At 61.9% G+C, this 22987-nt stretch carries 22 protein-coding genes; 6 read left to right on the plus strand and 16 right to left on the minus strand.

Annotated features, from left to right (window positions below; all coding sequences use genetic code 11):
• Position 1: 1 nt before the first annotated feature.
• The gene (locus ABIE40_RS16955) at positions 2-499 is read right to left on the minus strand and encodes a DUF2244 domain-containing protein (RefSeq protein WP_130282387.1); all 498 of its coding nucleotides are present in this window, start codon (positions 497-499) and stop codon (positions 2-4) included.
• Here ABIE40_RS16955 and nth point away from each other — a divergent pair.
• Positions 498-1301, plus strand: coding sequence for an endonuclease III (gene nth, locus ABIE40_RS16960; RefSeq protein ID WP_199628922.1), 804 nt, complete (start codon positions 498-500; stop codon positions 1299-1301). The two genes, ABIE40_RS16955 and nth, sit on opposite strands and share 2 nt — an antisense overlap.
• Here the strand turns inward: nth and ABIE40_RS16965 are convergent.
• On the minus strand, positions 1266-1841 hold the full coding sequence (locus tag ABIE40_RS16965) for a TetR/AcrR family transcriptional regulator (RefSeq protein WP_199628921.1): 576 nt from the start codon (positions 1839-1841) through the stop codon (positions 1266-1268). The two genes, nth and ABIE40_RS16965, sit on opposite strands and share 36 nt — an antisense overlap.
• 81 nt (positions 1842-1922) lie before the next feature.
• Between ABIE40_RS16965 and ABIE40_RS16970 the strand changes: the two genes are divergently transcribed.
• Positions 1923-2348, plus strand: coding sequence for a VOC family protein (locus ABIE40_RS16970; protein ID WP_199628920.1), 426 nt, complete (start codon positions 1923-1925; stop codon positions 2346-2348).
• A 1-nt stretch (position 2349) separates the two neighbouring features.
• On the opposite strand, the gene ABIE40_RS16975 is transcribed toward ABIE40_RS16970, so the two are convergent.
• Entirely contained in the window at positions 2350-3063 is a 714-nt protein-coding gene (locus tag ABIE40_RS16975) for a sulfate transporter family protein (protein ID WP_199628919.1), read from the minus strand.
• A 237-nt stretch (positions 3064-3300) separates the two neighbouring features.
• Between ABIE40_RS16975 and ABIE40_RS16980 the strand changes: the two genes are divergently transcribed.
• A complete protein-coding gene (locus ABIE40_RS16980; protein WP_130282295.1) occupies positions 3301-4158 on the plus strand; it encodes a MurR/RpiR family transcriptional regulator in 858 nt (285 codons plus the stop codon).
• Here the strand turns inward: ABIE40_RS16980 and ABIE40_RS16985 are convergent.
• The 9 genes from ABIE40_RS16985 to ABIE40_RS17025 form a co-directional block, all read right to left on the minus strand.
• A complete protein-coding gene (locus ABIE40_RS16985; protein ID WP_199628918.1) occupies positions 4155-5741 on the minus strand; it encodes an FGGY-family carbohydrate kinase in 1587 nt (528 codons plus the stop codon). The two genes, ABIE40_RS16980 and ABIE40_RS16985, sit on opposite strands and share 4 nt — an antisense overlap.
• Positions 5741-6424, minus strand: a complete 684-nt coding sequence (locus ABIE40_RS16990) for an HAD family hydrolase (protein WP_199628917.1) — start codon at positions 6422-6424, stop codon at positions 5741-5743. The genes ABIE40_RS16985 and ABIE40_RS16990 overlap by 1 nt, the downstream gene beginning before the upstream one ends.
• A gap of 89 nt (positions 6425-6513) precedes the next feature.
• Positions 6514-7995 carry a mannitol dehydrogenase family protein gene (locus tag ABIE40_RS16995; RefSeq protein WP_199628916.1) on the minus strand — a complete coding sequence of 494 codons (1482 nt, stop codon included), beginning with the start codon at positions 7993-7995 and terminating at the stop codon, positions 6514-6516.
• 73 nt (positions 7996-8068) lie between these two features.
• A complete protein-coding gene (locus tag ABIE40_RS17000; RefSeq protein ID WP_199628915.1) occupies positions 8069-9097 on the minus strand; it encodes an ABC transporter ATP-binding protein in 1029 nt (342 codons plus the stop codon).
• Between the two features lie 18 nt (positions 9098-9115).
• Positions 9116-9946 carry a carbohydrate ABC transporter permease gene (locus tag ABIE40_RS17005; protein ID WP_112719800.1) on the minus strand — a complete coding sequence of 277 codons (831 nt, stop codon included), beginning with the start codon at positions 9944-9946 and terminating at the stop codon, positions 9116-9118.
• Position 9947: 1 nt separating this feature from the next.
• Complete coding sequence (locus ABIE40_RS17010) at positions 9948-10820, minus strand: carbohydrate ABC transporter permease (protein WP_112719801.1); 873 nt, start codon at positions 10818-10820, stop codon at positions 9948-9950.
• A gap of 139 nt (positions 10821-10959) precedes the next feature.
• Positions 10960-12270: an ABC transporter substrate-binding protein gene (locus tag ABIE40_RS17015; protein WP_199628914.1), complete on the minus strand. Its 1311-nt coding sequence runs from the start codon at positions 12268-12270 to the stop codon at positions 10960-10962.
• A 145-nt stretch (positions 12271-12415) separates the two neighbouring features.
• Positions 12416-13369: a sugar-binding transcriptional regulator gene (locus tag ABIE40_RS17020; protein ID WP_130282301.1), complete on the minus strand. Its 954-nt coding sequence runs from the start codon at positions 13367-13369 to the stop codon at positions 12416-12418.
• 148 nt (positions 13370-13517) lie between these two features.
• Entirely contained in the window at positions 13518-14087 is a 570-nt protein-coding gene (locus tag ABIE40_RS17025; RefSeq protein ID WP_354541084.1) for an exopolysaccharide biosynthesis protein, read from the minus strand.
• A gap of 267 nt (positions 14088-14354) precedes the next feature.
• Between ABIE40_RS17025 and ABIE40_RS17030 the strand changes: the two genes are divergently transcribed.
• Genes ABIE40_RS17030 through ABIE40_RS17040 form a run of 3 tightly spaced genes read left to right on the plus strand, consistent with a single transcriptional unit; the run spans position 14355 to position 17316 of the window.
• Complete coding sequence (locus tag ABIE40_RS17030) at positions 14355-15014, plus strand: response regulator (protein WP_130282305.1); 660 nt, start codon at positions 14355-14357, stop codon at positions 15012-15014.
• Positions 15011-16345 carry a sensor histidine kinase gene (locus tag ABIE40_RS17035; protein WP_199628912.1) on the plus strand — a complete coding sequence of 445 codons (1335 nt, stop codon included), beginning with the start codon at positions 15011-15013 and terminating at the stop codon, positions 16343-16345. Before ABIE40_RS17030 ends, ABIE40_RS17035 begins: the two co-directional genes overlap by 4 nt.
• Positions 16346-16404: 59 nt before the next feature.
• A complete protein-coding gene (locus ABIE40_RS17040; RefSeq protein WP_199628911.1) occupies positions 16405-17316 on the plus strand; it encodes an ROK family protein in 912 nt (303 codons plus the stop codon).
• Positions 17317-17357: 41 nt separating this feature from the next.
• Here the strand turns inward: ABIE40_RS17040 and ABIE40_RS17045 are convergent, their stop codons facing one another.
• The 4 genes from ABIE40_RS17045 to ABIE40_RS17060 form a co-directional block, all read right to left on the minus strand.
• The gene (locus tag ABIE40_RS17045; RefSeq protein WP_199628910.1) at positions 17358-20498 is read right to left on the minus strand and encodes an efflux RND transporter permease subunit; all 3141 of its coding nucleotides are present in this window, start codon (positions 20496-20498) and stop codon (positions 17358-17360) included.
• Between the two features lie 24 nt (positions 20499-20522).
• A complete protein-coding gene (locus tag ABIE40_RS17050) occupies positions 20523-21659 on the minus strand; it encodes an efflux RND transporter periplasmic adaptor subunit (protein WP_112719808.1) in 1137 nt (378 codons plus the stop codon).
• Positions 21660-21708: 49 nt separating this feature from the next.
• On the minus strand, positions 21709-22314 hold the full coding sequence (locus ABIE40_RS17055) for a TetR/AcrR family transcriptional regulator (RefSeq protein ID WP_130282311.1): 606 nt from the start codon (positions 22312-22314) through the stop codon (positions 21709-21711).
• Positions 22315-22457: 143 nt separating this feature from the next.
• On the minus strand, positions 22458-22889 hold the full coding sequence (locus tag ABIE40_RS17060) for an OsmC family protein (protein ID WP_199628909.1): 432 nt from the start codon (positions 22887-22889) through the stop codon (positions 22458-22460).
• Positions 22890-22987 lie beyond the last annotated feature (98 nt).

Here is a 22987-nt window from a genome sequence, read left to right on the forward strand (position 1 = left end):
TTCATAACCGCTGCTTGACGGTGGCGAGCGCCCCCTTGAAGGCCTTCGCAAAACTCTCGCGATCGTCAGGATTGAGGAAAGAGCCGATATCGGTGCGCCGCCCCTGCCCCGAGACATGCATCGAAAGAATGCCGATCTCTTCATGCCGCCGCACGAGAAAGCGGGTCCAGAAGGGATTGAAATGATGCTCGACCATCTTGCCCGACGGCGCGAACTTGCGGATCGCCACATCTGTACGCGACACCGTCACTTCCTCGCGTGCCCGCCCCGACCGGTAGTTCAGCCAGAAAGCGCCGTAGAGCAGCGCGAAATCAAGCCCGAAGAAGAAGCCGATCGGCCAGGCGCCGGTGACGATAAAGAACATGCCGTAGAGGAAGCAGATACCGCCGGATATCGCCAGCAGGATGCGGAAGCCCTTGCGGCCGAGAGAGCGGTAAGGGAAAAGTTCGGCTGCGAAAACAGGCTGTTCGCGCGCGCTGTCGGCGTTGCTTTCCGTCATGGCTGGCGAGTATAGATTGTCCATGGCCGAACCGAAACTCAAATCCGCTTCCCGGACTTCCGCAAACTCAAAAGTGATCGTCCGCCGCAAGAAGACCGCGGTGCGCACCGCCTATTCCGAGGCCGAGCGCGAAGAGATCTTCCGCCGCTTTTCGATCCAGCGGCCGGAGCCGAAGGGCGAACTGGAGCACAGCAATCCTTTCACGCTCGTGGTCGCCGTGGCGCTTTCGGCGCAGGCGACCGACGCCGGCGTCAACAAGGCGACCCGCGCCCTCTTCAAGGCGGCAGACACCCCCGAGAAGATGCTGGCTCTCGGTGAAGACCGGGTGCGCGACTACATCAAGACCATCGGCCTCTATCGCAACAAGGCGAAGAACGTCATGGCTCTGTCGCAGATGCTGGTCAATGATTTCGGCGGCGTCGTGCCACAGACGCTCGAAGAGCTCATTCGCCTGCCGGGCGTCGGCCGCAAGACCGCGAATGTCGTGCTCTCCATGGCCTTCGGCCAGGCGACGATGGCCGTCGATACCCATATCTTCCGCATTGCCAACCGCATCAGGCTCGCCCCCGGCAAGACGCCGGATGAGGTCGAAGAGCGGATGATGAAGGTGGTGCCGAAACAGTATCTCTACCACGCCCATCACTGGCTGATCCTGCATGGGCGCTATACCTGCAAGGCCAGACGCCCGGAATGCGAACACTGTATCATCGCCGATATCTGTAAGTCGGCGGAGAAGACCTGGGAAATGCCGGCACCGCTGGTCGAGCTACCGCCGCAGGTGATCGGCGAGGCCGTCGAGTAGGCTGGCAATCGCCCTCTCGTAGTCCTTCCGCACCCCGCCCTGCTCAATCTCGATCGCCGCGCGGTCAAAGGCGGCTGACAAGAGTGATGTCAGCGCTCCAAGCTGCGCCCCGGCGGCCGGCAGCATCGCCGCCAATCCCCGCCGCAGGCTTTCCTCGGCATTCTCGCGGTCGATCGCCGACGCTTCGGCGCCGAGAACGGCCGGTGCTTCCAGCAAAAGAAGCCGCGTGCGCCCCTCCGCCGCCATGGCATCGAAATAGGCCGAAGCCCCCGAAAGCAGCGCATCGCGCGGCGACTGCGCATCCGCAGAGCGGCTCTCGATCTCTTCGGCCACCCTCTCCGCTTCCTGTTCGATGACCGCCCGGAACAGCGCCCGCTTGTCCTCGAAATGGTGATAGAGCGCCCCGCGCGTCACACCCGCCGCCGAAACGATGTCCGGCGTCGCGGTCTCGGCATAGCCCTTGTCGACGAAGAGGCGGCGCGCGGCCGCAATCAGCGCCTGCTGTGTCTGCTCGGTTCGTTCGCGATTGGTCCTGCTCATATCCTCTATTTACATACACGCTGCATGTATGTTAAACGAAAAAACATACAAGCTGTACGCAAATTAAAGAGGAGCAACGAAATGAAATCGACGAGCTATTATCCGGTGATCATGACCGATGACGTAGCGGCCACGGCAGCCTTCTACATCACGCATTTCCGCTTTCAGGCGCTATTTGAAGCCGACTGGTACGTCCATCTCCAGTCCATGGAAAATGAGAACGTCACCCTTGCAGTCCTCGACGGCAGCCACGAGACCATTCCCGAGCAGGCGCGCGGCAAGGTCTCCGGCCTGCTTCTGAATTTCGAGGTCGAGGATGTCGATACGATCTATACCGCATGCAAGACGGCCGGGCTGCCGATCATGCGCGATCTGCGCGACGAGGATTTCGGCCAGCGGCATTTCATCACCGCCGATCCGAACGGCGTGCTGATCGACATCATCAAGCCGATCCCGCCGAGCGCCGAGTTTGCCGCCATGTACGAAGCCTCGGCGCTGCCCGCCTGACCTAGCCTCTGAAGGCCGGATCCTTCTGCGACACCAGCTTGTGCAGGTGCACCATCATGCCGGCGGCAAAGAGCGGCGTGAGGAGATTGAGGAACGGCACCGCAAGAAAGGCCGCGATGACAAGGCCGCCCAGGAAGACCGTCGATCCGTGCTTGGCCCGGAACGCACGGGCCTCCTCGGGCGGCCGGAAGCGCATCGCCGCAAACTCGAAGAATTCCCGCCCCAGCAGATAGCCGTTGACCATAAAGAAGGCGATCAGGTTGACGCCGGGAATGAAGAGCAGGAACAGCGCGATCATATTGCCGAGGATGACCACGCCGAGGAACTTGATCGAGCTCGCGAGAGCCGGCCCGAAGGGCATGGCGCTGCCCGGCCGGTCATTTGGATAGTCCCGCTTTTCCACAACCTCGGCCACATCGTCGAGAAACAGTCCGGCGATCAGCGCCGTGACCGGCGATAGCAGCAGCGCGAGACCGAGCGCCAGCCCGAGACCGGCAAGGATGGCGAAGACGAAGCTCAGCCATCCGGCCCATTCCGGCATCTGCGGAAAGAAGCCCGCGACCCAGGGAAACAGCAGCGTGGCAAACAGGCTGCGCAGCACGAACCACAGCCCCACCAGCACCAACAGCGTAAGCCCGAGAACCTTCCAGAAAACCGAACGGGTCTCGGAGGCGAGAAGATTGCGGAAAGACAGACGAGCGGCGTCAAGGATCATGCTTTGGCGTCTCCATGTGTTGTCCCGGATGTAGGAATCCCCGCGCAGAACGGCAAGCGGAAATAAAATTACATGCAACAATGGAAAACTTGTCTGCAACTAGACACTAATATATACTGCAAACTATTCGATCTAAACTTGAGCCTGAGACGCAGCTTCCGGAAATAGTTGCAAACGGCAAGTCTCGCCTAAGCGCATCGGAAGCCTCCGCGCCTCTGCCAGTGAGGGGATGCCCGCGTGGAAGACTTCGTCCAGAAGCTCAGGCACTACGTGAAATCCGGCACCCCAGCGGAGCGCCGGATCGCGAAATATTTTACCGAGCATCTGAACGATCTACCCTTCGAAACCGCGGCATCCGTCGCCGACCGGCTGGACCTCAGCCCGATGACCGTCGGCCGTTTTCTGCGGGCGCTTGGCTATCAAGGCCTCGACAGCGTCAAGATCCACATCCGCGAAACCGCGGTCACCTCGCCGGTGCAATTGCAGACCTCACTCACCGAACTGCAGACCGACGCATCGAGCGGCAAGCCGCTGGCTCTGCTGGTCACCGAACAAATCCAGGCCCTGCACCACATCTACCATCTCACCGCCCAGCCCCAATGGGCCGAAGCCGTGGCGATGATCTCCGGCGCGCGCGAAGTCTTCATCGCCACGCATGCCCGCATGGCCGGCTTCGCCTCGCATTTCGCCCAGCGGCTGACCCGCGCCCGCGATGGTGTCCGGGCCCTTGATGGCTCCGGCAGCCGTTTCGCCGAATTATTTGCCCGCCAGACCGGCGAAGGCGCGCTCCTCGTCATCGTCGACAGCCGCCGCTTCGCCCGCGCCCGGCTGCTCGCCAGAACGGCGCGGCGCTATGGATACAAGGTCGTCCTGATCGCTGCCGAGAACAATGACTGGATGCCGGATCAATCCAACATCATGCTGACGCTGCCGCCCTCCCGCGTCCCTGATGACGACAACCTGCCGCCGCTGATGGCCTTGCTCGATTGCCTCTCGGAAACGGTGATCGCCGCCACCGGCGACGAAGCACAGCAGCGCGAACGCCGCATGGCCGAATTCGGCGCCATCCTGGGCGAGGGCCGCGGCGGAGGTTAATCCATCGCCTCCAGCTCGGCGCGGTGGCGATACATCGCCAGCAGCCGGCGGTATTCCCGATCGTACATCGCCCGCTTCCCGGCATTCGGGCTGCGCTCGTCGCCGCCGGGATACATGGCGGTTCCGGCGGCTGCGAGATCGCGGTGCAGGCCGCAGGCGACGGATGCGGCGATTGCCGTGCCGAGCAGCACGGCCTCGTTCATCTTCGGCACCACCACCTTGCATCCCGTCGCATCGGAATAGAGCTCCATCAGCACCGGGTTCTTCACATGGCCACCTGCCACATGCAGCGTATCCGGCACATAGCCGTATTCCTTCATCTTCTCGAGGATATGGCGGATGCCGAGCGCGATCCCGACGGCCGTGCGCCAATAGAGCGCGCAGAGACCGTCGAAGGACGTGTCGAGCGTCAATCCGCTGACGACACCGACGGCATGCGGATCGGCAAGCGGCGAGCGGTTGCCGTGGAAATCAGGCAGCACGAAGATGCGGGCGCCGAAGGCGTCATCGCCCTCCTCGGCGCGAAGTTGCGCAACGCGGGCGGCGATCTTCTGGTGAAGTGCTGCCGTCGGCTCGCCGCCTGCAGCATGCATGCGCACGATATGATCGAGAAGCGCGCCGGTCGCCGACTGTCCGGCTTCGACAAGCCAGGACTGCGGAAACACCGCTTCGTAATACGGCCCCCACATGCCATGGCTCGGCCGCCGTTGGCGGGAAAAGGAGACGATGCAGCTCGATGTGCCGGCAATCAGCGCCAGCTGGCGTTCGAGCGCACGCGGGTCATCGGCAAAGCCGCCGAGCGTTCCGAGCGCACCGGCATAGGCATCGATCATACCCGCCGAGACGTGGCATGCCGTCGTCAGACCGAGGGCCGAGGCCGCTTCCTGCGTCAGCGTGCCGACGCTGGAGCCGACCGGAATTGTATCGTCGGGCAGATGCCCGCGCTCCTGCAGGTCCTCAAGGCCGATCCTCGCCAGGAAGTCTTTCCGCCAGCCCTGTTCCTCATGGGAGAGATAATTCCACTTGGCCGTCAGCGTGCAGCGCGAGCGGTTCAGCGATCCCGTCGCTTTCCAGGTCATGAAGTCGGCCAGATCGAAGAAGTAGCCGGCATTCATCCAGGTGCCCGGCAGCTTCTTCTTCAGCCACATCAGTTTCGGCATTTCCATTTCGGGCGACATGAAATGCCCGGAATGCTCCAGCACCGCATGTTCGGTCGCCGTGCAGAAATCAGCCTCCTGTAGCGCCCGGTGATCGAGCCAGACGATCGTGTCGAACCGCTTTTCGCCACCGGTCGAAACGGAAATCTGCCGCCCCTCGACATCGCGCACGACAAGCGAGCAGGTCCCGTCGAAGCCGATCGCGCCGATCGAGGCGGGCGCCACGCCGGATTGCTCCACGGCCTTGCGGACCGAGATGCAGACGGCGGACCAGATATTTTCGGAATCGTGCTCGGCGTGGTTTTCACGCGGTCTGTTCATGATGATGGGATGCTCGGCCTTGCCAAGCAACCGGCCGGTGGCATCGAAGACACCGGCGCGCGCACTGCCGGTGCCGACATCCACCGCAACCACGTGATCATGCATCAGGGGCGCATCCCATCCAGCTTTTGTTTCTGGATAAGGTGTATCAAATCCGGCATCACGTCAAACACCGCTTCGGGCGAAAGCCGGTCAAGTTCAGCACGATAGCCTTCGAAATTGGCGTGTGAGCCGCCGGTGAAGGCAAAGACGCGCATGCCTGCGGCCTTCGCGGCCTCGATGCCTGCGGGACTGTCTTCGATGACGACGCAGTTCTCCGGCGCGACATGCATTTCCCGCGCTGCATGCAGAAAAAGGTCCGGTGCCGGCTTGCCGTTCTTGACCATGCTGGCGCTAAAGATGTTCGGCAGCTTGTCGATCAGCCCAGTGACGGAAAGCGAAAGTTTGATGCGCTCGACTTGGCTGGACGAGGCCACGCAGCAGGGAAGATGCAGCGCGTCGATCGTCTCGCCGATCCCCTCGATCGGCTTCAGCTCGTTGCGGAACCGGCTGTAGAGATCGACCCGCATCCGCTCAAGAAACTCTTCCCCGGCATGGACGTGATAGTCGTTTCTCATGGTTTCGATGACGGTTGCGAGGCTCTTGCCGAGAAACCGGCCATAGACCTCTTCTTCCGTGATCGGAACACCAAGATCGTTCATCGCCTTGACGAGAACGTTGACGGATATCGGCTCGCTGTCGACGAGCACGCCGTCGCAATCGAAAATGACAAGCCGTGTCTCAGTCATGAAAGACCAACCATGTTCTCGGACGCGTTGCCGGCCCGCTTGCCGCAAGGCGGGTCGATGGCGGCGTCATCCGCCGCCATCGCAATTGCTTACACTGCAAGCTTGCCGTCGAGATAGAGCTTCAGCGTCTCGCGGGTGCCCTTTTCCCACAGCGTTTTCAGGGCATGTGCGAAGCGCTTGCGGAAGACTTCCGATTTCGCCACTTCGCCGAAGATGTCGTCGAAGGCGAGGAACGCCATCGGATCGTCCTTGGCCTTCAGCGCCGCGGCATGCAGACGGTCGGCGCTGGCATCGTTGAAGACGATGTCCTTGCCGCTGTCGGTCTTGCCGGCGAAATAGCGGCACCAGAGCGCCGAGACCAGCGACAGGCCGACGACATCACGGCCCTGGCTGAGATTGTCGAGCGTCGAGGGCAGGATGAACTTCGGCTGACGGTTCGAACCATCCTGCGCCAGGCGCGGAATGGTATCGGCGATCTTCGGGTTGAGCAGGCGCCGCTCGATCAGCTGGAAATAATCCTGCAGCGAAGTGTTCGGCACCGGCGGAACGATCGGGATGATCTCATCCTTTTCGAGCTTTGCCAGGAAGGCGCGGATCAGCGGATCTTCCATCGAGTCGTGCACGAAGTGAATGTCCATCAGAGCCGCCGGATAGGCGATCGCCGCATGGCCGCCGTTCAGGATGCGGATCTTCATATGTTCGTAAGGCGTGACATCGGGAACGAAGGTGACGCCGACCTTTTCGAGCGCCGGGCGGCCCGCAGTAAACTTGTCTTCCAGCACCCACTGCTTGAACTCTTCGCAGTAGACCGGCCAGTTGTCCTCGATGCCGAACTGATCCTTGAGGAGATCGATTTCACGCTGCCCGGTTGCCGGCGTAATGCGGTCGACCATGGCGTTCGGAAAGGAGACATTGGCCTTGATCCAGTCGGCAAGCGCCGGATCAGAAAGCTTCGCGGTGCCGACGACGGCATTGGTGGTGACGACGCCGTTATGTGGAATGTTATCGCAGGACATGACCGTGAACGGCACGATGCCCTTGTCCTTGCGCGCCTTCAGACCGGCAACGATCAGGCCGAAGACGGTCTTCGGCTCCGTCGGGTTCTTGCCGTCGGCGGCAATCGCCGGATGCTCCGGATTGAACTTGCCGGAAGCGTCGATGAAATAGCCGCCTTCGGTGATCGTCATCGAGACGATGCGGATTGCGGGATCGGAGAGCTTGGCGATGATCGCCTTGGCGTCGCCGATCGGCAGAATGTCGGCCATCGGTCCGGTGACCCGGGCCGCGGTCTTGTTGTTGTCCTGCTCGACGACGGTCGTCAGGAAATCCTGGGCCGCGAGCTTCTCGCGCATGGCCGCGTCAGACGGCAGCATGCCCGCGCCGACGATCGCCCAGTCGTGATCCTGCCCCTGGTTGAACAGGTCGTCGAGATAGATCGCCTGGTGGGCGCGATGAAAATTGCCGACGCCGAAGTGCACGATGCCGGCCGTGAGCGACGCCCGGTCATAGGCCGGAATTGCAGCGGTCTTTGCCGCTTCGGTAAGCGTTGCCAGCGATAGTTTGCACGTCATGATCTCAGTCCTCTTGAGGTCTTCCGGAACGGCAGCCGCTCCGGGTATCGGTGAAGCGGACACCCTGCCCGCTTCACATGGCCACCCCGGCCCGGTCGTCGCCTGAGATGGCGAGGCCGCCCTCGTTGAATTTATGGATGCGGGTCTTGTCCGGCGTCAGGTAGACGGTGTCGCCGGCCTTGGCCGCGAACTCGCCACCGCCGCGCGCCGTCACCGGACCAATGCCATCGACGTCGATATGCAGGAACGTATCGGAGCCGAGATGCTCGGCGACCGTGACCCTGCCCTTCCACTCACCGCTCTCGTTCGACAGCATCACATGCTCCGGACGAATGCCGATCGTGTGTGCGCCGAGCTGTGCTGCCGTCTGCCCCTTGACGAAGTTCATCTTCGGCGAGCCGATGAAGCCGGCGACGAAGAGATTGCGCGGGTTCTTGTAGAGCTCCAGCGGCGAGCCGACCTGCTCGATATTGCCCTTGTTCAGCACCACGATCTTGTCGGCCATGGTCATGGCTTCCACCTGGTCGTGGGTGACGTAGATCATCGTGGTCTTCAGCTGCTGGTGCAGCTCGCTGATCTCGATGCGCATGTTGACGCGCAGCGCGGCATCGAGGTTCGACAGCGGCTCGTCGAAAAGGAAGGCCGACGGCTGGCGGACGATCGCGCGGCCGATGGCGACGCGCTGGCGCTGACCACCCGAAAGCTGGCGCGGCTTGCGCTCCAGATAGTCGGTCAGGTTCAGCACCCGGGCCGCATCGGCGACCTTCTTGTCGATTTCGGCCTTGTCCATGCCCGCCATCTTCAGCGGGAAGGCGATGTTGTTGCGCACGCTCATATGCGGATAGAGCGCGTAGGACTGGAAGACCATCGCCAGACCGCGTTCGGACGGGGCCCTTTCGGTCGCGTCCTTGCCGTCGATGACGATCTTGCCGCCCGAGACGTCCTCAAGCCCGGCGATCAGCCGGAGCAGCGTGGACTTGCCGCAGCCGGAGGGGCCGACGAAGACGACGAACTCGCCGTCCTTGATATCGAGATCGATCGAAGGGATGACCTTGGCTTCGCCGAAGACCTTCGAGACTTTCTGAAGGGTAATGCTGCCCATGTTTCTCTCCCTGTAGTCTTATTTCACCGCGCCGAAGGTCAGGCCGCGGACGAGTTGTTTCTGCGAGAACCAGCCGAGGATAAGGATCGGGGCGATCGCCATTGTCGATGCTGCCGAAAGCTTTGCGTAGAACAAGCCTTCGGGGCTGGAATAGGAAGCGATGAAGGCCGTCAGCGGCGCCGCCTTTGAGGCAGAGAGGTTGAGCGTCCAGAAGGCTTCGTTCCAGGCAAGGATGATGTTGAGCAGCAGCGTCGAGGCAATTCCGGGAACGGCCATCGGCGTCAGCACATAGATGATTTCCTTGGCGAGCGAGGCGCCGTCCATGCGGGCGGCTTCGAGGATCTCGCCGGGGATTTCCTTGAAGTAGGTGTAGAGCATCCAGACGATGATCGGCAGGTTGATCAGCGTCAGCACGATCACCAGTCCGAAGCGGCTGTCGAGCAGGCCGCTGTTGCGGAACATCAGGTAGATCGGGATGAGCGCGCCGACCGGCGGCATCATCTTCGTCGACAGCATCCACATCAGGACATCCTTGGTGCGCTTGGTCGGCGAGAACGCCATGGCCCAGGCGGCCGGGATGGCGATGATCAGGCCAAGCAGCGTCGAGCCGAAGGAGATGATCACCGAGTTCATGAAGTGGCCGAGATAGTTCGACCGGCTCTGCACTTCCGAATAATTCTCTGTCGTCCAGTGGAAGAACAGGAACTGCGGCGGCGAGGCGATCGCATCGGCTTCCGACTTGAAGCTCGTCAGGAAGGTCCAGAGGATCGGGAAGAAGATCAGGATCCCGAGCGTCCAGGCAATCGCGGTCATGATGACCTTGCGCTGTGTTGTGACTTTGCGAGCCATCTTACGCCTCCAGGTTCTTGCCGACGAGGCGGACAAGGAAGATCGCGACGATATTGGCGAGGATGACAGCGACGATACCGCCTGCCGAAGCACCGCCGATATCGAACTGCAGAAGCGCCTGCACATAGACCAGGTAGGTCAGGTTCGTGCTCTGCGTACCGGGACCGCCATTGGTCGTGACCAGGATTTCGGCGAAGACGGACAACAGGAAGATCGTCTGGATCAGGATGACCACGGTGATGGCGCGGGCCATGTGCGGCAGCACGATATAGATGAATTTCGAGACAACCCCTGCGCCGTCCATTTCGGCGGCTTCCTGCTGCTCTTCGTCGAGCGACTGCAGGGCCGTCAGCATGATGAGCGTCGCGAAGGGCAGCCACTGCCAGGCAACGATCAGAATGATCGAGAACAGCGGCGCGTTCGCCAGCCAGTCATAGGGCTGCAATCCGAGCGCCTTGGCGAGATGCGCGAAGAGCCCGTTGACCGGGTTCATGAACATGTTCTTCCAGACGAGCGCCGCGACCGTCGGCATGACGAAGAACGGCGCGATCACCAGGATGCGCACGATGCCCTGCCCGTAGATGTCCTGGTTCAGCAGGATGGCGAAGGCAATGCCGCCGATGACGGTGATCAACAGCACCCCAAGCACGAGCAGCAACGTATTGCCAAGCGCCGAGAAGAAGGCCGGATCCGTGAGGAAGTACTTGTAGTTCAGGAAGCCGACGAAGGTTTCCATGCCCGGGCTGAGCAGATTGTAGTTCAGCAGCGAGAAGTAGATCGTCATCGCCAGCGGGATGAGCGACCAGAGCAGCAGGAGGATGACCGAAGGCGCCATCATCATGCGCGCCGCAGAGCGGGTGTGTAACGTTGCCATGGCAATTACCGATCTTGTCTTGGAGTGGCGAACGGCTGCAGGGCAGCAAAGAAAAAAAGGGGCCGCCGATGCAGTTCGGGCAATTCGGCGGCCCAGTTGAGTGGAATGTCAAGCATTCCAACCCGTTCTCAGGAGGTTATTACTTGATGTAACCAGCCTTGGTCATTTCGCGAGTGGTCAGCTGCTGTGCGCTCTGGAGAGCCTGGTCGACCGAGATCTGGCCGGCAAGCGCTGCGGAGAACTGCTGGCCAACGGCCGTACCGATGCCCTGGAATTCCGGGATCGCCACGAACTGGACGCCGACATAGGGGACCGGCTTTACGGTCGGCTTGGTCGGGTCAGCCGAGTTGATCGAGTCCAGCGTCATCTTCGCGAAAGGAGCTGCCTTCTGGTAATCGGCGTTCGCATAGAGCGAAGAGCGCGTACCGGGAGGTGCATTCAGCCAGCCTTCCTTCTCGGCGACCAGCTCGGTGTAGTGCTTGCTGGTAGCCCAGGCGACGAACTTTTCAGCCGCTTCGACCTTCTGCGAGCCTGCCGGGATGGCGAGGTTCCAGGCCCAGAGCCAGTTGCCGCGCTTGCCGAGGCCCTTATCCGGAGCCAGAGCGAAGCCGACCTTGTCGGCAACCTGCGATTCCTTCGGGTTGCTGACGAAAGATGCAGCAACGGTCGCGTCGATCCACATGCCGCACTTGCCGGTCTGGAAGAGCGCCAGGTTTTCGTTGAAGCCGTTCGAAGAAGCACCGGGAGGGCCGGCTTCCTTCATCAGGTTGACGTAGAAGTTCAGCGTGTCCTTCCACTCGGGCTGATCGAACTGCGGTGCCCACTTTTCGTCAAACCAGCGAGCGCCGAAGGAGTTCGACATAGCCGTCAGGAAGGCCATGTTTTCGCCCCAGCCAGCCTTGCCGCGAAGGCAGATGCCGTAGATTTCCTTGTCCTTGTTGGTGATCTTCTTCGCAGCGTCTGCGATGAAGTCCCAGGTCGGAGCGTCGGGCATCTTCAGGCCGGCAGCGTCGAACAGATCCTTGCGGTACATGACCATGGAGCTTTCGCCGTAGAACGGAGCTGCATAGAGCTTGCCGTCTGCGGTCAGACCGCTGCGGATAGCCGGCAGCAGGTCGTCGGCATCGTAGTCGGCGCCGAGATTGTCGAGCGGCATCAGCCAGCCCTGCTTTGCCCAGATCGGAACTTCGTAAGTGCCGATGGTCAGAACGTCATACTGACCGCCCTTGGTCGCGATATCGGTGGTGACCTTCTGGCGCAGCACGTTCTCTTCGAGCGTGACCCATTCCAGATCGATGTCGGGGTTGGATTTTTTGAAGTCGTCCGTCAGCTTCTGCATCCGGATCATGTCGCCGTTGTTCACGGTCGCGATCGTGAGCGTTTCAGCCGAAGCCATGCCCGCAAACGCAAGTGCCGAGCAGGCGCCCAGCAGGAGAGTTCTCAATGTCATATCTTCCTCCCAGAAGATGAGTGTGAGCATTCGCTTTGCTCATGGGCAATTACTCACAAAACATTACAAAATGTCAATCCGCATTCGTTGCTGCATCAGCGAACGGCACACTTAACTATATGATTTAAAACAAAATAATTTTTGCTCAGCCTGTGAGCAAAAACTCGGCAGTTGCCTCATCGGTGATCAAAGCATTGATCTGCCGACCAACGATCGCCGCCCGTATCGCCTTGAACTTGCGCTTGCCCTTGGCGATTCCAATCACCGTCGAAGACTCGCGCGGCGGGATCGGCGCAGACGCCACCCGCTCGTTGATCGGATTATCCAGAAGCTTGCCGTCACCGTCGAAAATCCAGCCGCAGATCTCGCCGACGGCGCCGTTGCGCATCAGCTCCATCATCTCGTCCTTCTCGAGGAAACCGTCGACGCAGAGCGGGCCGTCGATGCCGAGCTCGCCGATACCGACGAAGGTGACATCCGACTGCGAGCTGATCTCCAGCGTCGAGCGCACCAGCTGCTGGCTGTGCAGCATCTCTCGCTCTTCCGAAGAGGTGACGAGAACCGGCAGCGGCATCGGGAAATGCCGCGCCTTGACGGCATCGGCCATGCTGAAGATGACGTTGTAATAGGCCGCCGACCCGTCGGGCGTGATGTTGCCGGTCAGCGAGACGATGCGGTGATCGGGACATTCGAGCAGCGGCAGCTGATCGACCGCGGCCTTCAGCGTGCGTCCGGTGCCGACGGCAAGCACGATCGGCTCCGGCCGCTTCAGCCAGCGCTCGATTTCCGCCGCCGCCGCCTCGGCAATGCCGATCGTCGTCGAGGAGGAGCCCGGATCGCTGGGCACGACCTCGACATAGCGCAGGTCGAATTTCTTGCGCAGCTGGTTGCCGAGTTCGAGGCAGGCGGCGATCGGATGGTCGAGCCGCACCTTGATCAGCTTTTCGGCAACGGCGAGCGAAACCAGCCGCTGCGCCGACTGGCGCGAAATCCCCATGGTGGAGGCGATCTCGTCCTGCGTGCGGCCGGCAACGTAATAGAGCCAACCCGCCCGCGCCGCGTCGTCCAGCCGTCCAGGAGTATCGGTTCTCTTTGCCATCTAGCTTCTACCGCGCAAAATAAGCCGGTGCTTTACCGGGTGAAATGACCATGAATCTCTAATGCGCCAGATCAAAACAAAAATGGGCAAATGTCGAGTGCGTTGAAGAAATGCGTGACAGATTTCGTTGTCTGAGCCGTCACGCAAACTAGTTCGCGATAACGAAAGCCGCCGCCTTGACGATCCCGTAGACCATGCCGCCGACAATCGTCGCCGACAGCGCCGTGGCAATTACGCCGAGGATCACGAACAGCCCGTCACGCCCGAGAATGCCGAAGGAGAACAGGCAGATCGCCAGCGCCGGCAGCATGTTTCCGAGCGGGATCGGCAGCGTCAGAATGATCGCCATGACAAGACAGAGGAAGCCCGCGACATATTCCGCCGGAGGCTCGACCAGCACGGAAAGCCGCGGCTTCAGCATCCGCTCTGCAAAGGCCAGCCAGCGATGGATCCGCGAAATGATCGCCTCGAAATCCTCCCGCCGCATCGAACGGTCGGCAATCACCTTCGGCAGCCAGGGCTTTAGGCCAAATGTCAGCTGCGCGGCAAGAAAGAGCAGAGGCGCGCCGAGGATCGCCGAGGTTCCCGGCGGTGTCGGCACGAGATTGGGCAATGCGAAGACCAGCATCAAAGCGCCGATTGCCCGGTCACCCATGGTCTCGAAAATATCCCGGATGGAGATGCGTTCGCGCGAACGGTCGTTCGCCATCTGCCTCAAAATTGCCGACAGGCGGCGCGCCCGCGGACGTGGATTACGCGGCAGGCGCCCCCGCGCCATGTCCATGCTATCGATCGTCATAAAACCCCAGCTTCTCAATTTCGGCTTACTGATACCATCCAAATATGAAGCTTCTCTGCTGAATGTGCCGCCATCATGACGGCAGGGGTTCGCGATCACGGCCATTGCAAGGCCATTTTTCGCCGTCACGCCCCGCTTGACCCGTGCAGCGACCGGGCGCTACTCATTCGCCAAGGAGAAATTTGCGTGCGGATTTTGCTGGTTGAAGACGACGGAATGATCGGCGAAGCGGTGCGCGACCATGTGGCCGCCGCCGGTCACGCGATCGACTGGATGCGCACCATCACCGACGCGCATGTGGCGGCGAAATCCGTCGACTACGGCCTGATTCTGCTCGACCTGCAGCTGCCTGACGGCACCGGCATCGCCTTCCTCAAGGAGATCCGCGGCCGCGGCTCATCGGTTCCGGTCATCATCCTGACGGCCCGGGACCAGATTTCCGACCGCATCGAAGGGCTGAACGCCGGCGCCGACGACTATCTCGTCAAACCCTTCAATCTCGGCGAGCTCGAGGCCCGCATCATGGCGGTCGCGCGCCGCTATGGCGCCAACCCGCACCCGATCATCAAGATCGCCGACATCGAGATCGACCGCCCGCAGCACAAGCTTGCGGTCGCCGGCGAGCCGATCGTACTGACGAGCCGCGAATGGGCCGTTCTCGATCTCCTGATCGCAAGGCCGGGCGCCATCGTTCCCAAGGACCGGATCGAGGAGGCGCTCTATGCTTTCGGCTCAGAGATCGAGAGCAATACGGTCGAGGTCTATGTCAGCCGCCTGCGCAAGAAGATCGGCAAGGACCGCATCCGTACCGCCCGCGGCATCGGTTACACACTGGGCGAAGCATGAGACGTGAACCGAGCATCACCCGGCCGCTGATCCTGGCGCTGACGAGCATCCTCGTGCTTTTCTGGCTGATCGCCATCGGCCTCAGCATCCGCGTCATGCAACACGAATTCTCGGAGATTTTCGATAGCGCGCAGGAAGAAACGACGCAGCGCCTGCTGGCGCTGATCGTCGACGATCTCGGCGAACGGACCGTCAGCGACCCGCGCAGCATCGCCATGCTGAACACGGCCGCCAGCCGCGAATATCTGACCTATCAGCTGCGCGACAAGACGGGGAAAGTCGTGCTGCGCTCCAACGACGCGCCGTCCGAGCCCTTCAGCGCGCCGCTGACCCAAGGCTTCCACGACACGCAATCCCACCGCATCTACACCGAGGCGACAGCAGATGGCACGCTGTTCATGCAGGTCGCCGACCGCTTTGGCAATCGCCGCGAAGCGGTGCGCGAAAGTGCCGCGACACTTCTCTGGCCGCTGATCGTCCTGATCCCCGCCAGCATCTTCGCCGTCTGGTTCGTGGTCGGCCGCGCGCTGAAACCGATCGAGACTCTGCGGCAGGACATTGCCACCAAGGACGGCGGCAACATGGCGCCGATCGAGAGCGGCCGCCTGCCGCGCGAGATCAAACCGATCGCCCGTTCCGTCAACCTGCTGCTTGCCCGGCTGCGCGCAGCCCTCGAAGCCGAGCGCGAATTCACCGCCAACAGCGCCCACGAGCTGCGCACCCCGATCGCCGGTGCGCTGGCGCAGACACAGCGCCTTGCGCAGGAGCTGCCTGCAGGCCCCGTCCGCCAGCGGGCGCAGCAGGTAGAAGCATCGCTTACCAATCTCGGCCGCCTTGCCGAAAAGCTGCTTCAGCTCTCCCGCGCTGAGGCCGGCATCGGCCGAAGCGACACGCCATCCGATCTCAAGGCGATCCTCGACATGCTGATGGTCGACTACGCCCGCGACAGCCGCACCGAAGGCCGCGTCGCCTATCAGGCAGAACCCGGTGCTGCCATGGTGCGCAATGCCGATATCGACGCCTTCGGCATCGTCATCCGCAATCTCGTCGAGAACGCGCTCTCTCATGGCGATCCCGAACAGCCGGTGGAGGTCTCGATCGATGGCAATGGCACGATCCGGGTCGTCAACGACAGCTCCGTCATCGCCGCAGCCGATCTTGCAAATCTGAAGCGCCGCTTCCGCCGCGGCGCGACCAACGCGCCGGGCTCCGGCCTCGGCCTGGCGATCGCCGACCGCATCACCACACAGATGGGCGGCACGCTGGAGCTGATCTCACCCGCTAGCGGCAGCCGATCCGGCTTCGAAGCGCGCGTCACCCTGCCCGCATAGGACTTGCAAATCACATCAAACGGTGCGAGCAGACGCCAGTAATCGCGAGGCGGCAAGACATGATCATTTCCTTCGATATCGGCGGCTCGGCTATCAAGGGCGGCATCGCCCGCTCGGAAGCGGACATCACTCCCATGGGCCGCAAGCCGACCCCGAAGGATGATTTTGCCGCCTTCGTCGAGATCATCCGCAGCTTCATCAACGAAAGCGGCGAACAGCCCTCGCGCGTCGCGCTGTCGATCGCCGGCGTTGTCGATCCCGATACCCAGCGCCTGACCTGCGCCAACATTCCCTGCATCCATGGCCGCGATCTTGCTGCCGATCTTCAGGCCGAACTCGGCCTGCCCGTGCTGATCGCCAATGATGCGGATTGCTTTGCCATGGCCGAAGCCGAACTCGGCGCCGGTCGCGGCCACCGCATCGTTCTCGGCGCCATCCTCGGCACCGGCGTCGGCGGCGGTCTGGTCTCCGATGGCCGCCTGATCAACGCCTCGGGCGGCTTTGCCGGTGAATGGGGCCATGGCCCGATCATCGCGTCGGAAGCCGGAAACCCGCCTGCGAAGATCCCCGCCTATCCCTGCGGCTGCGGCCAGAAGGGCTGCGTCGATACGGTCGGCGGCGCCCGCGGCCTCGAGCGCCTGCACAAGACGCTGCACGATCTCGATTTCTCCAGCGAAGAGATCATCACGCAATGGCAGCAGGGCGATGAGAAAGCGACGCGCACGATCGACGTCTATACCGACCTCGTCGCCTCGCCGCTGGCGCTGACGGTCAACATCACCGGCGCGACCATCGTGCCCGTCGGCGGCGGTCTGTCGAATGTCGAGCAGCTGCTTGCCGAACTCGACAAAGCGGTCCGCCAGCGGATCCTGCGCAAGTTCGACCGCCCGCTGGTGGTTCGCAGCGAATGCCGCGTCGAGCCCGGCCTCATCGGTGCGGCCATCCTCGGCCTGAAGGCCGAGGCCGCCTAAAGCCCAAAAGCGAAAACGGCGCGGCCGAAACCGCGCCATCTTCACTCAGCAGCCATCGCCGGCGGATGATGCTCATCCGCGTCTTCCTGGTCGGCGCTGGCCTGCCCGCTCGTCGCGTCCTTCGGCTCGCGGCCGAAAAACAGTGCGTAGCCTGCGGGCAGAACGAAGATCGTCAGCAGGGTGGCAACCAGAATGCCGCCCATCATTGCATAGGCAAGCGGACCCCAGAATACGCCGCGCGAGATCGGGATCAGCGCCAGCACGGCCGTCAGCGCCGTCAGCATGATCGGCCGGAAGCGGCGGACGGCAGCGCCGACGATCGCTTCCTGGCGATGCATCCCCGCCTTGATATCCTGGTCGATCTGGTCGACGAGGATGATCGAATTGCGGATGATGATGCCGAGCAGCGCGATGACACCGAGGATCGCCACGAAGCCGAAGGGGGCACCGCTGATCAGCAGCGCGCTTGCCGCACCGATGATGCCGAGCGGACCGGTCGCAAAGACCAGCATCGCCTTGCCGAAGTGCTGCAGCTGCGCCATCAGCAGGATCATGATCACGACGAGCATGATCGGCGCCTTGGCGGCAATCGAATCCTGGCTCTCGGCCGCATCTTCCGCGCCGCCCTGGATCTGAACCTGATAGCCGGCCGGAAGGCTGTCACGCAGGCCCTTCATGTCGGCATACATCTTCATCGCCACGTCGTTCGGCTGAACGCCGTCGGGCAACGTGGCGCGCACGGTGATCGTCGGCAGACGGTCACGCCGCCACTCGACGCCCTGCTCCATCACAGGCACGACCTTGGCGATCTGCGAGACCGGCACGAAGCCACCGAAATCCGTCGGCACATAGACCGAGTTGACGGCTGACAGCAGCGAGCGGCTGGCATCCGGCTCGCGGGCAACGATCGAGACCGTTTCCTCGCCATCGCGGAAATCGTCGAGCGGTGCACCGGACATTGCCGTCTGCAGCATCTGGCGGACGCGCTGCGAGGTCACACCGAGCGAGCGGGCACGATCCTGGTCGATGACCAGCTTCATGGCGGGCACCGGCTCGAGCCAGTCGTCATGGATGGCGCCAAGCTCAGGGTTCTCGGCAAACTTCGCCTTCACCTGATCGGCAATCCGCCGCACTTCCTGGCGATCCGGACCCATGACGCGCATCTGCACAGGCCAGCCGGTCGGCGGTCCCAGGAACAGGCGATCGACCTTGCCGCGGATATCCGGGAAGTCTTCGGCCAGGATGGTGCGCAGCTTGGTGATCAGCCGTTCGCGCGCCGGTTCGTCATTCGCCATGATCAGCAGCTGAGCGAAGTTCGGATTGGCAAGCTGCTGGTCGAGCGGCAGGAAGAAGCGCGGCGCGCCCTCGCCGATATAGGTGGCGATGAACTTCTTGTCCTTGTCGTCCATCATCTTGGCCTCGAGGGCTTTCGCCTTGGTCTCGACATCCTTGATGCTGGTACCCTCTGGCAGCCAGAGATCGACCAGGATTTCCGGCCGCGAGGACTGCGGGAAGAAGTTCTGCGGAATGAACTGGAAGCTCCAGAGACTGGTGACGAAGGCACCGACGGTGATCAAGAGCACGATTGCGCGATGGCGCACCGCCCAGCCGACGCTGTTGCGCAGGCCGCGATAGAAGCGCGTGTCGAAGACATCGTGATGCTCACCCGCATGGTGGCGCTGCTTCAGGATCATGTAGCCGAGCCACGGCGTGAAATAGACCGCGACGAACCATGAAACGATGAGCGCGATACCGACGACATAGAACAGCGAGCGCACATACTCACCGGCCGTCGAGGCCGCGAAGCCTACGGGAATGAAGCCCGCCGTGGTGATCAGCGTGCCGGTCAGCATCGGGAACGCGGTCGACGAATAGGCAAAGCTTGCCGCCTCGATCTTGACGAGCCCTTCTTCAAGCTTTCGCTCCATCATCTCGACCACGATCATCGCGTCATCGACCAGAAGGCCGAGCGCAATGATCAGCGCGCCGAGCGAGATACGCTGCAGATCGATGCCGAGTTCGTACATGATCGCGAATGTCGCGGCGAGCACCAGGGGAATGGCGATCGCAATCACCAGACCCGACCGCCAGCCGATCGACAGGAACGAGACAATGAGAACGATGACCAGGGCCTCGCCGAGCGCATGCATGAACTCGCTGATCGCATCGGTCACGACATCTGGCTGGTTGGAAATCTGGTCGACAGCCACGCCGTAAGGCAGCGACTTCTCGAAGCGCTCATAGGTCGCTTCGACATCCTTGCCGACATCGGTGACCTTGAAGCCCTTGGCCATGACGACGCCGACCTGGACGCTTTCGTGGCCGTTGAAGCGGTACTTGCGTTGATAGGGATCTTCGAGACCGGAATAGACGGTGGCGATATCGCCAAGGCGGGTCACCTGATTGCCGGAGCGCAGCCGCAGCTCGCGGATATCGTCCAGCTTGCGCACATCGCCCTCGACGGAAATCCGCACAGACCGCAGACCGGTATCGACGGAGCCGGCGGGATCGACGCTGTTCTGACCCTTGATGGCGTTCTGCAGGTCGACGACCGTCATGCCGCGCTCGGCCAGCGCCTTGGAGGACACGTCGATATAGATCTTCTCCGGCTGGTCGCCGATGATAACCGCCTTCTCGACGCCCGGCGTCGTCAGCAACATGTCACGCGCCTGGATCGCGAATTTCTTCAGCTCCGGATAGGAATAGCCGTCGCCGCTGATCGAATGCAGCGTGATGAACGTATCGCCGAACTCATCGTTGAAATACGGCCCGAGCAGACCCTGCGGCAGCTCGCTGGAAATATCGCCGACTTTCTTGCGCACCTGGTAGAAGGCGTCGGCAACGTCGGCCGCATTGGTATCGCCCTTCACCTGTACGGTGATGATCGAGCTGCCGGCGCGGGTATAGGACTTCACCCAGTCGAGATGCGGCGTTTCCTGCAGCTTGCGCTCGATCTTGTTGGTGACCTGGTCTTCCATTTCCTGAATGGAGGAGCCCGGCCAGACGGCCTGGACGACCATGACGCGGAAGGTGAAATCCGGGTCTTCCTTCTGGCCCATGCGCATCAGCCCGAGCACGCCGGTGATCAGGATGAGGCCGAAGAGGAAGCGGGCGATGCTCGGATGGCCTATTGCCCAGCGCGACAGGTTGAACGGGCGCTTCTCGGTGGTGTTTGTGTCCATGACCTTGATCCCTCTCCCGGCGCTCTACTCGACGGAGCTCGTCACATCGGCCGAGGCGGCCTGCAATTCCGGCAGCTTGACCTTGAGGTTTTCGCTCATGAACTGCGTGCCGGCCGCAACGACGATATCGCCGGTCGAAAGGCCTTCCGTGACGTTGACGCCGTCACCGGTGAAATCGGCAACCTTGATCTCGCGGGCATGAACCGTCGCCGCCTGGCGGTCGACGATCCAGACGATCTTCTTGCCTTCCTTCTCGGCCAGCGCGCTGAGCGGCACGGCGACGTAGGGATTGGCGTTGGTGACGTTGGCTTCGACAGTCGCCGTCATGCCCAAGAGCACGCGGGGATCGTTCGGCAGGCTGACGCGGACCGAGAAGGTGCGTGACTGCGGATCGGCAGCGCCCGAGACTTCGCGAACCTTGCCCTGGAGAACCAGCTTGTCATCGGACCAGAAGCTCGCCTTTACCTTCTTGCCCGGCTTGAATTCAGCGATGTCGTTCTCCGGCACCGCGATCTGCACTTCCTTTTCGCCATCGACCGCGACGGTCACGACGGGCGTACCGGCCGAGACCACCTGGCCGGTATCGGCGTTGATCGTGGTGACGATGCCGTTCTGGTCGGCCTTCAGCTGCGAATAGCTGACCTGGTTCTTGGCCTGATCGAGAGAGGAGAGCGCCGCATCGCGCGTCGAAACCGACTGGTCGTAGCTCAGCGAAGCCTGTTCCAGCTGGGATTTGGAGGCGACGCTCTTGTCGAAGAGCTGCTCGGCACGCTTGTTGGCGAGATCGGCGGTCTGCACACCCTTTTCGGCGGCGGCCAGATTGGCCTCGGCGCTCTTCACGGCAAGTTCGTAATCGGTGGAATCGATGGTGGCGAGGATATCGCCGGGCTTCACCCTGTCGCCGATATTGACGCGGCGCTCGGTGATCTTGCCGGCAACGCGGAAACCGAGGTTCATCTCGGTGCGCGCCTTGACGGCGCCGGAATAATCGAGGACCCGCGTGTCACCGGCCTTGGCGATCTCGACGACCTTGACCGGACGGATGATCTCCGGAGCCTCGGCTTTTTTCTCGTCACTGCAGGCGGCAAGCCCGAAGCCGAGCGCGCCAACGAGCGCAATGCTGAGGATGGACGGCACGCGGCGGCTTTCTTGCGAAATCATGTTCGCACTCCCAATCTTTTTTGATGTTCTCAGACAGCTGAGCCGCCTGTTATTTCAGTGCTTTCAGAGAGAATTCGACGAGTTCGTCGATCGTCGCCCGATTGGTCTTTGCAAGACACTGGGCCACGATCTGCGGGTGACACAGGGTCACCGTCGCCGCACCGAAACAACGCGAAGCCGCATCCGCGTCCTGTTCGGCAAACTCACCGGCGGCGATCCCCTCGCGGATCACGTCGGCGGTCAATGCTTGAATGCTGTCGATATGCTTGTCGATGACATGCCAGTCGCGCTCGATCGCAACGATGACCATCTCGTGAACCTTTTCACGGTCGAGCATGGTGTCCACGGTCATCTGATACTGGCCATGTACGAAGAGCCGCAGCCGCTCGGAAGCGCTGACCGGCATGTGGCAGACGTCGTAGGCCTGCTTGTAACTGGCGGCCAGCATGCGGCCGCAGATCGCCTGGTGGATCTCCACCTTGGAGGCAAAGAAGCGATAGATATTGGCCGGCGACATGCCGAGATCGCGCGCCACGTCGGCAACCGTCGTCTTGGCATATCCGTAGTGCCGGAACAGCTTTTCGGCCGAGTCGAGAATGCGGGTGACATTCTCCTGGCGGGTGCTGTCCAATACGTTTTCGGCGGTTTCGACCATGTTTTCGGCGGCCTCACTTACGACTGACGATTTTCGAATTTCGTCAGTCGTAAGATATCATTCGTCAGATGTCAACCGAATTGGCGAATACAAAAATGCCGCGGCCAAAGGCGCGCGGCATTCAACAGGCGGTTTTGAAGCGGTCAGGAGAGCGTGACGTCGAGCGTGATCGGAACCGCCGACAGCGCCTTGGAGACCGGGCAACCGGCCTTTGCCTTGTTGGCAAGCTCGGTGAATTTCGCCTGGTCGGCACCGGGTACCTTTCCGGTGAGAGTCAGATGGATCGCAGTGATCGCGAAGCCGCCCTCGACGCTTTCAAGCGTCACCTTTGCCGTGGTTTCCATGCTTTCCGCCGTCAGCCCGGCTTCGCCGAGGATCAGCGACAGCGCCATGGTGAAGCATCCCGCATGGGCCGCGCCGATCAGCTCTTCCGGGTTGGTGCCGGGAACGCCTTCGAAGCGGGTCGCGAAGCCATAGGGCTGCTCCTTGAGCGCGCCGCTCTGCGTCGAAATCTTGCCCTTGCCGTCCTTGAGCCCGCCGGACCATTGGGCTGAAGCTGTACGATTGATCTGCATGCCGTCCTCCGTTGCGATTGAAGCTTAAGGCGGTCAACGCCGCCACCCTGGGAAGGCGAAACCTTCCTGCCCGGCAATATAAGGCTCTATCGCGTGTT

The organism is Rhizobium sp. OAE497 (genome assembly GCF_040546565.1).
GTDB lineage: Bacteria > Pseudomonadota > Alphaproteobacteria > Rhizobiales > Rhizobiaceae > Rhizobium.

Bases quoted from the DNA above. Each gene is read 5' to 3' on its own strand.
- ABIE40_RS17015 (WP_199628914.1), bottom strand. From the start codon at position 12,270: ATGACATTGAGAACTCTCCTGCTGGGCGCCTGCTCGGCACTTGCGTTT.
- ABIE40_RS17045 (WP_199628910.1), bottom strand. From the start codon at position 20,498: ATGGACACAAACACCACCGAGAAGCGCCCGTTCAACCTGTCGCGCTGG.
- ABIE40_RS16965 (WP_199628921.1), bottom strand. From the start codon at position 1,841: ATGAGCAGGACCAATCGCGAACGAACCGAGCAGACACAGCAGGCGCTG.
- ABIE40_RS17010 (WP_112719801.1), bottom strand. From the start codon at position 10,820: ATGGCAACGTTACACACCCGCTCTGCGGCGCGCATGATGATGGCGCCT.
- ABIE40_RS16990 (WP_199628917.1), bottom strand. From the start codon at position 6,424: ATGACTGAGACACGGCTTGTCATTTTCGATTGCGACGGCGTGCTCGTC.
- ABIE40_RS16955 (WP_130282387.1), bottom strand. From the start codon at position 499: ATGACGGAAAGCAACGCCGACAGCGCGCGCGAACAGCCTGTTTTCGCA.
- ABIE40_RS17005 (WP_112719800.1), bottom strand. From the start codon at position 9,946: ATGGCTCGCAAAGTCACAACACAGCGCAAGGTCATCATGACCGCGATT.
- ABIE40_RS17060 (WP_199628909.1), bottom strand. From the start codon at position 22,889: ATGCAGATCAATCGTACAGCTTCAGCCCAATGGTCCGGCGGGCTCAAG.
- ABIE40_RS17020 (WP_130282301.1), bottom strand. From the start codon at position 13,369: ATGGCAAAGAGAACCGATACTCCTGGACGGCTGGACGACGCGGCGCGG.
- ABIE40_RS17035 (WP_199628912.1), top strand. From the start codon at position 15,011: ATGAGACGTGAACCGAGCATCACCCGGCCGCTGATCCTGGCGCTGACG.
- ABIE40_RS16970 (WP_199628920.1), top strand. From the start codon at position 1,923: ATGAAATCGACGAGCTATTATCCGGTGATCATGACCGATGACGTAGCG.
- ABIE40_RS16995 (WP_199628916.1), bottom strand. From the start codon at position 7,995: ATGACGTGCAAACTATCGCTGGCAACGCTTACCGAAGCGGCAAAGACC.
- ABIE40_RS17040 (WP_199628911.1), top strand. From the start codon at position 16,405: ATGATCATTTCCTTCGATATCGGCGGCTCGGCTATCAAGGGCGGCATC.
- nth (WP_199628922.1), top strand. From the start codon at position 498: ATGGCTGGCGAGTATAGATTGTCCATGGCCGAACCGAAACTCAAATCC.
- ABIE40_RS17000 (WP_199628915.1), bottom strand. From the start codon at position 9,097: ATGGGCAGCATTACCCTTCAGAAAGTCTCGAAGGTCTTCGGCGAAGCC.
- ABIE40_RS17050 (WP_112719808.1), bottom strand. From the start codon at position 21,659: ATGATTTCGCAAGAAAGCCGCCGCGTGCCGTCCATCCTCAGCATTGCG.
- ABIE40_RS17055 (WP_130282311.1), bottom strand. From the start codon at position 22,314: ATGGTCGAAACCGCCGAAAACGTATTGGACAGCACCCGCCAGGAGAAT.
- ABIE40_RS16985 (WP_199628918.1), bottom strand. From the start codon at position 5,741: ATGCATGATCACGTGGTTGCGGTGGATGTCGGCACCGGCAGTGCGCGC.
- ABIE40_RS16975 (WP_199628919.1), bottom strand. From the start codon at position 3,063: ATGATCCTTGACGCCGCTCGTCTGTCTTTCCGCAATCTTCTCGCCTCC.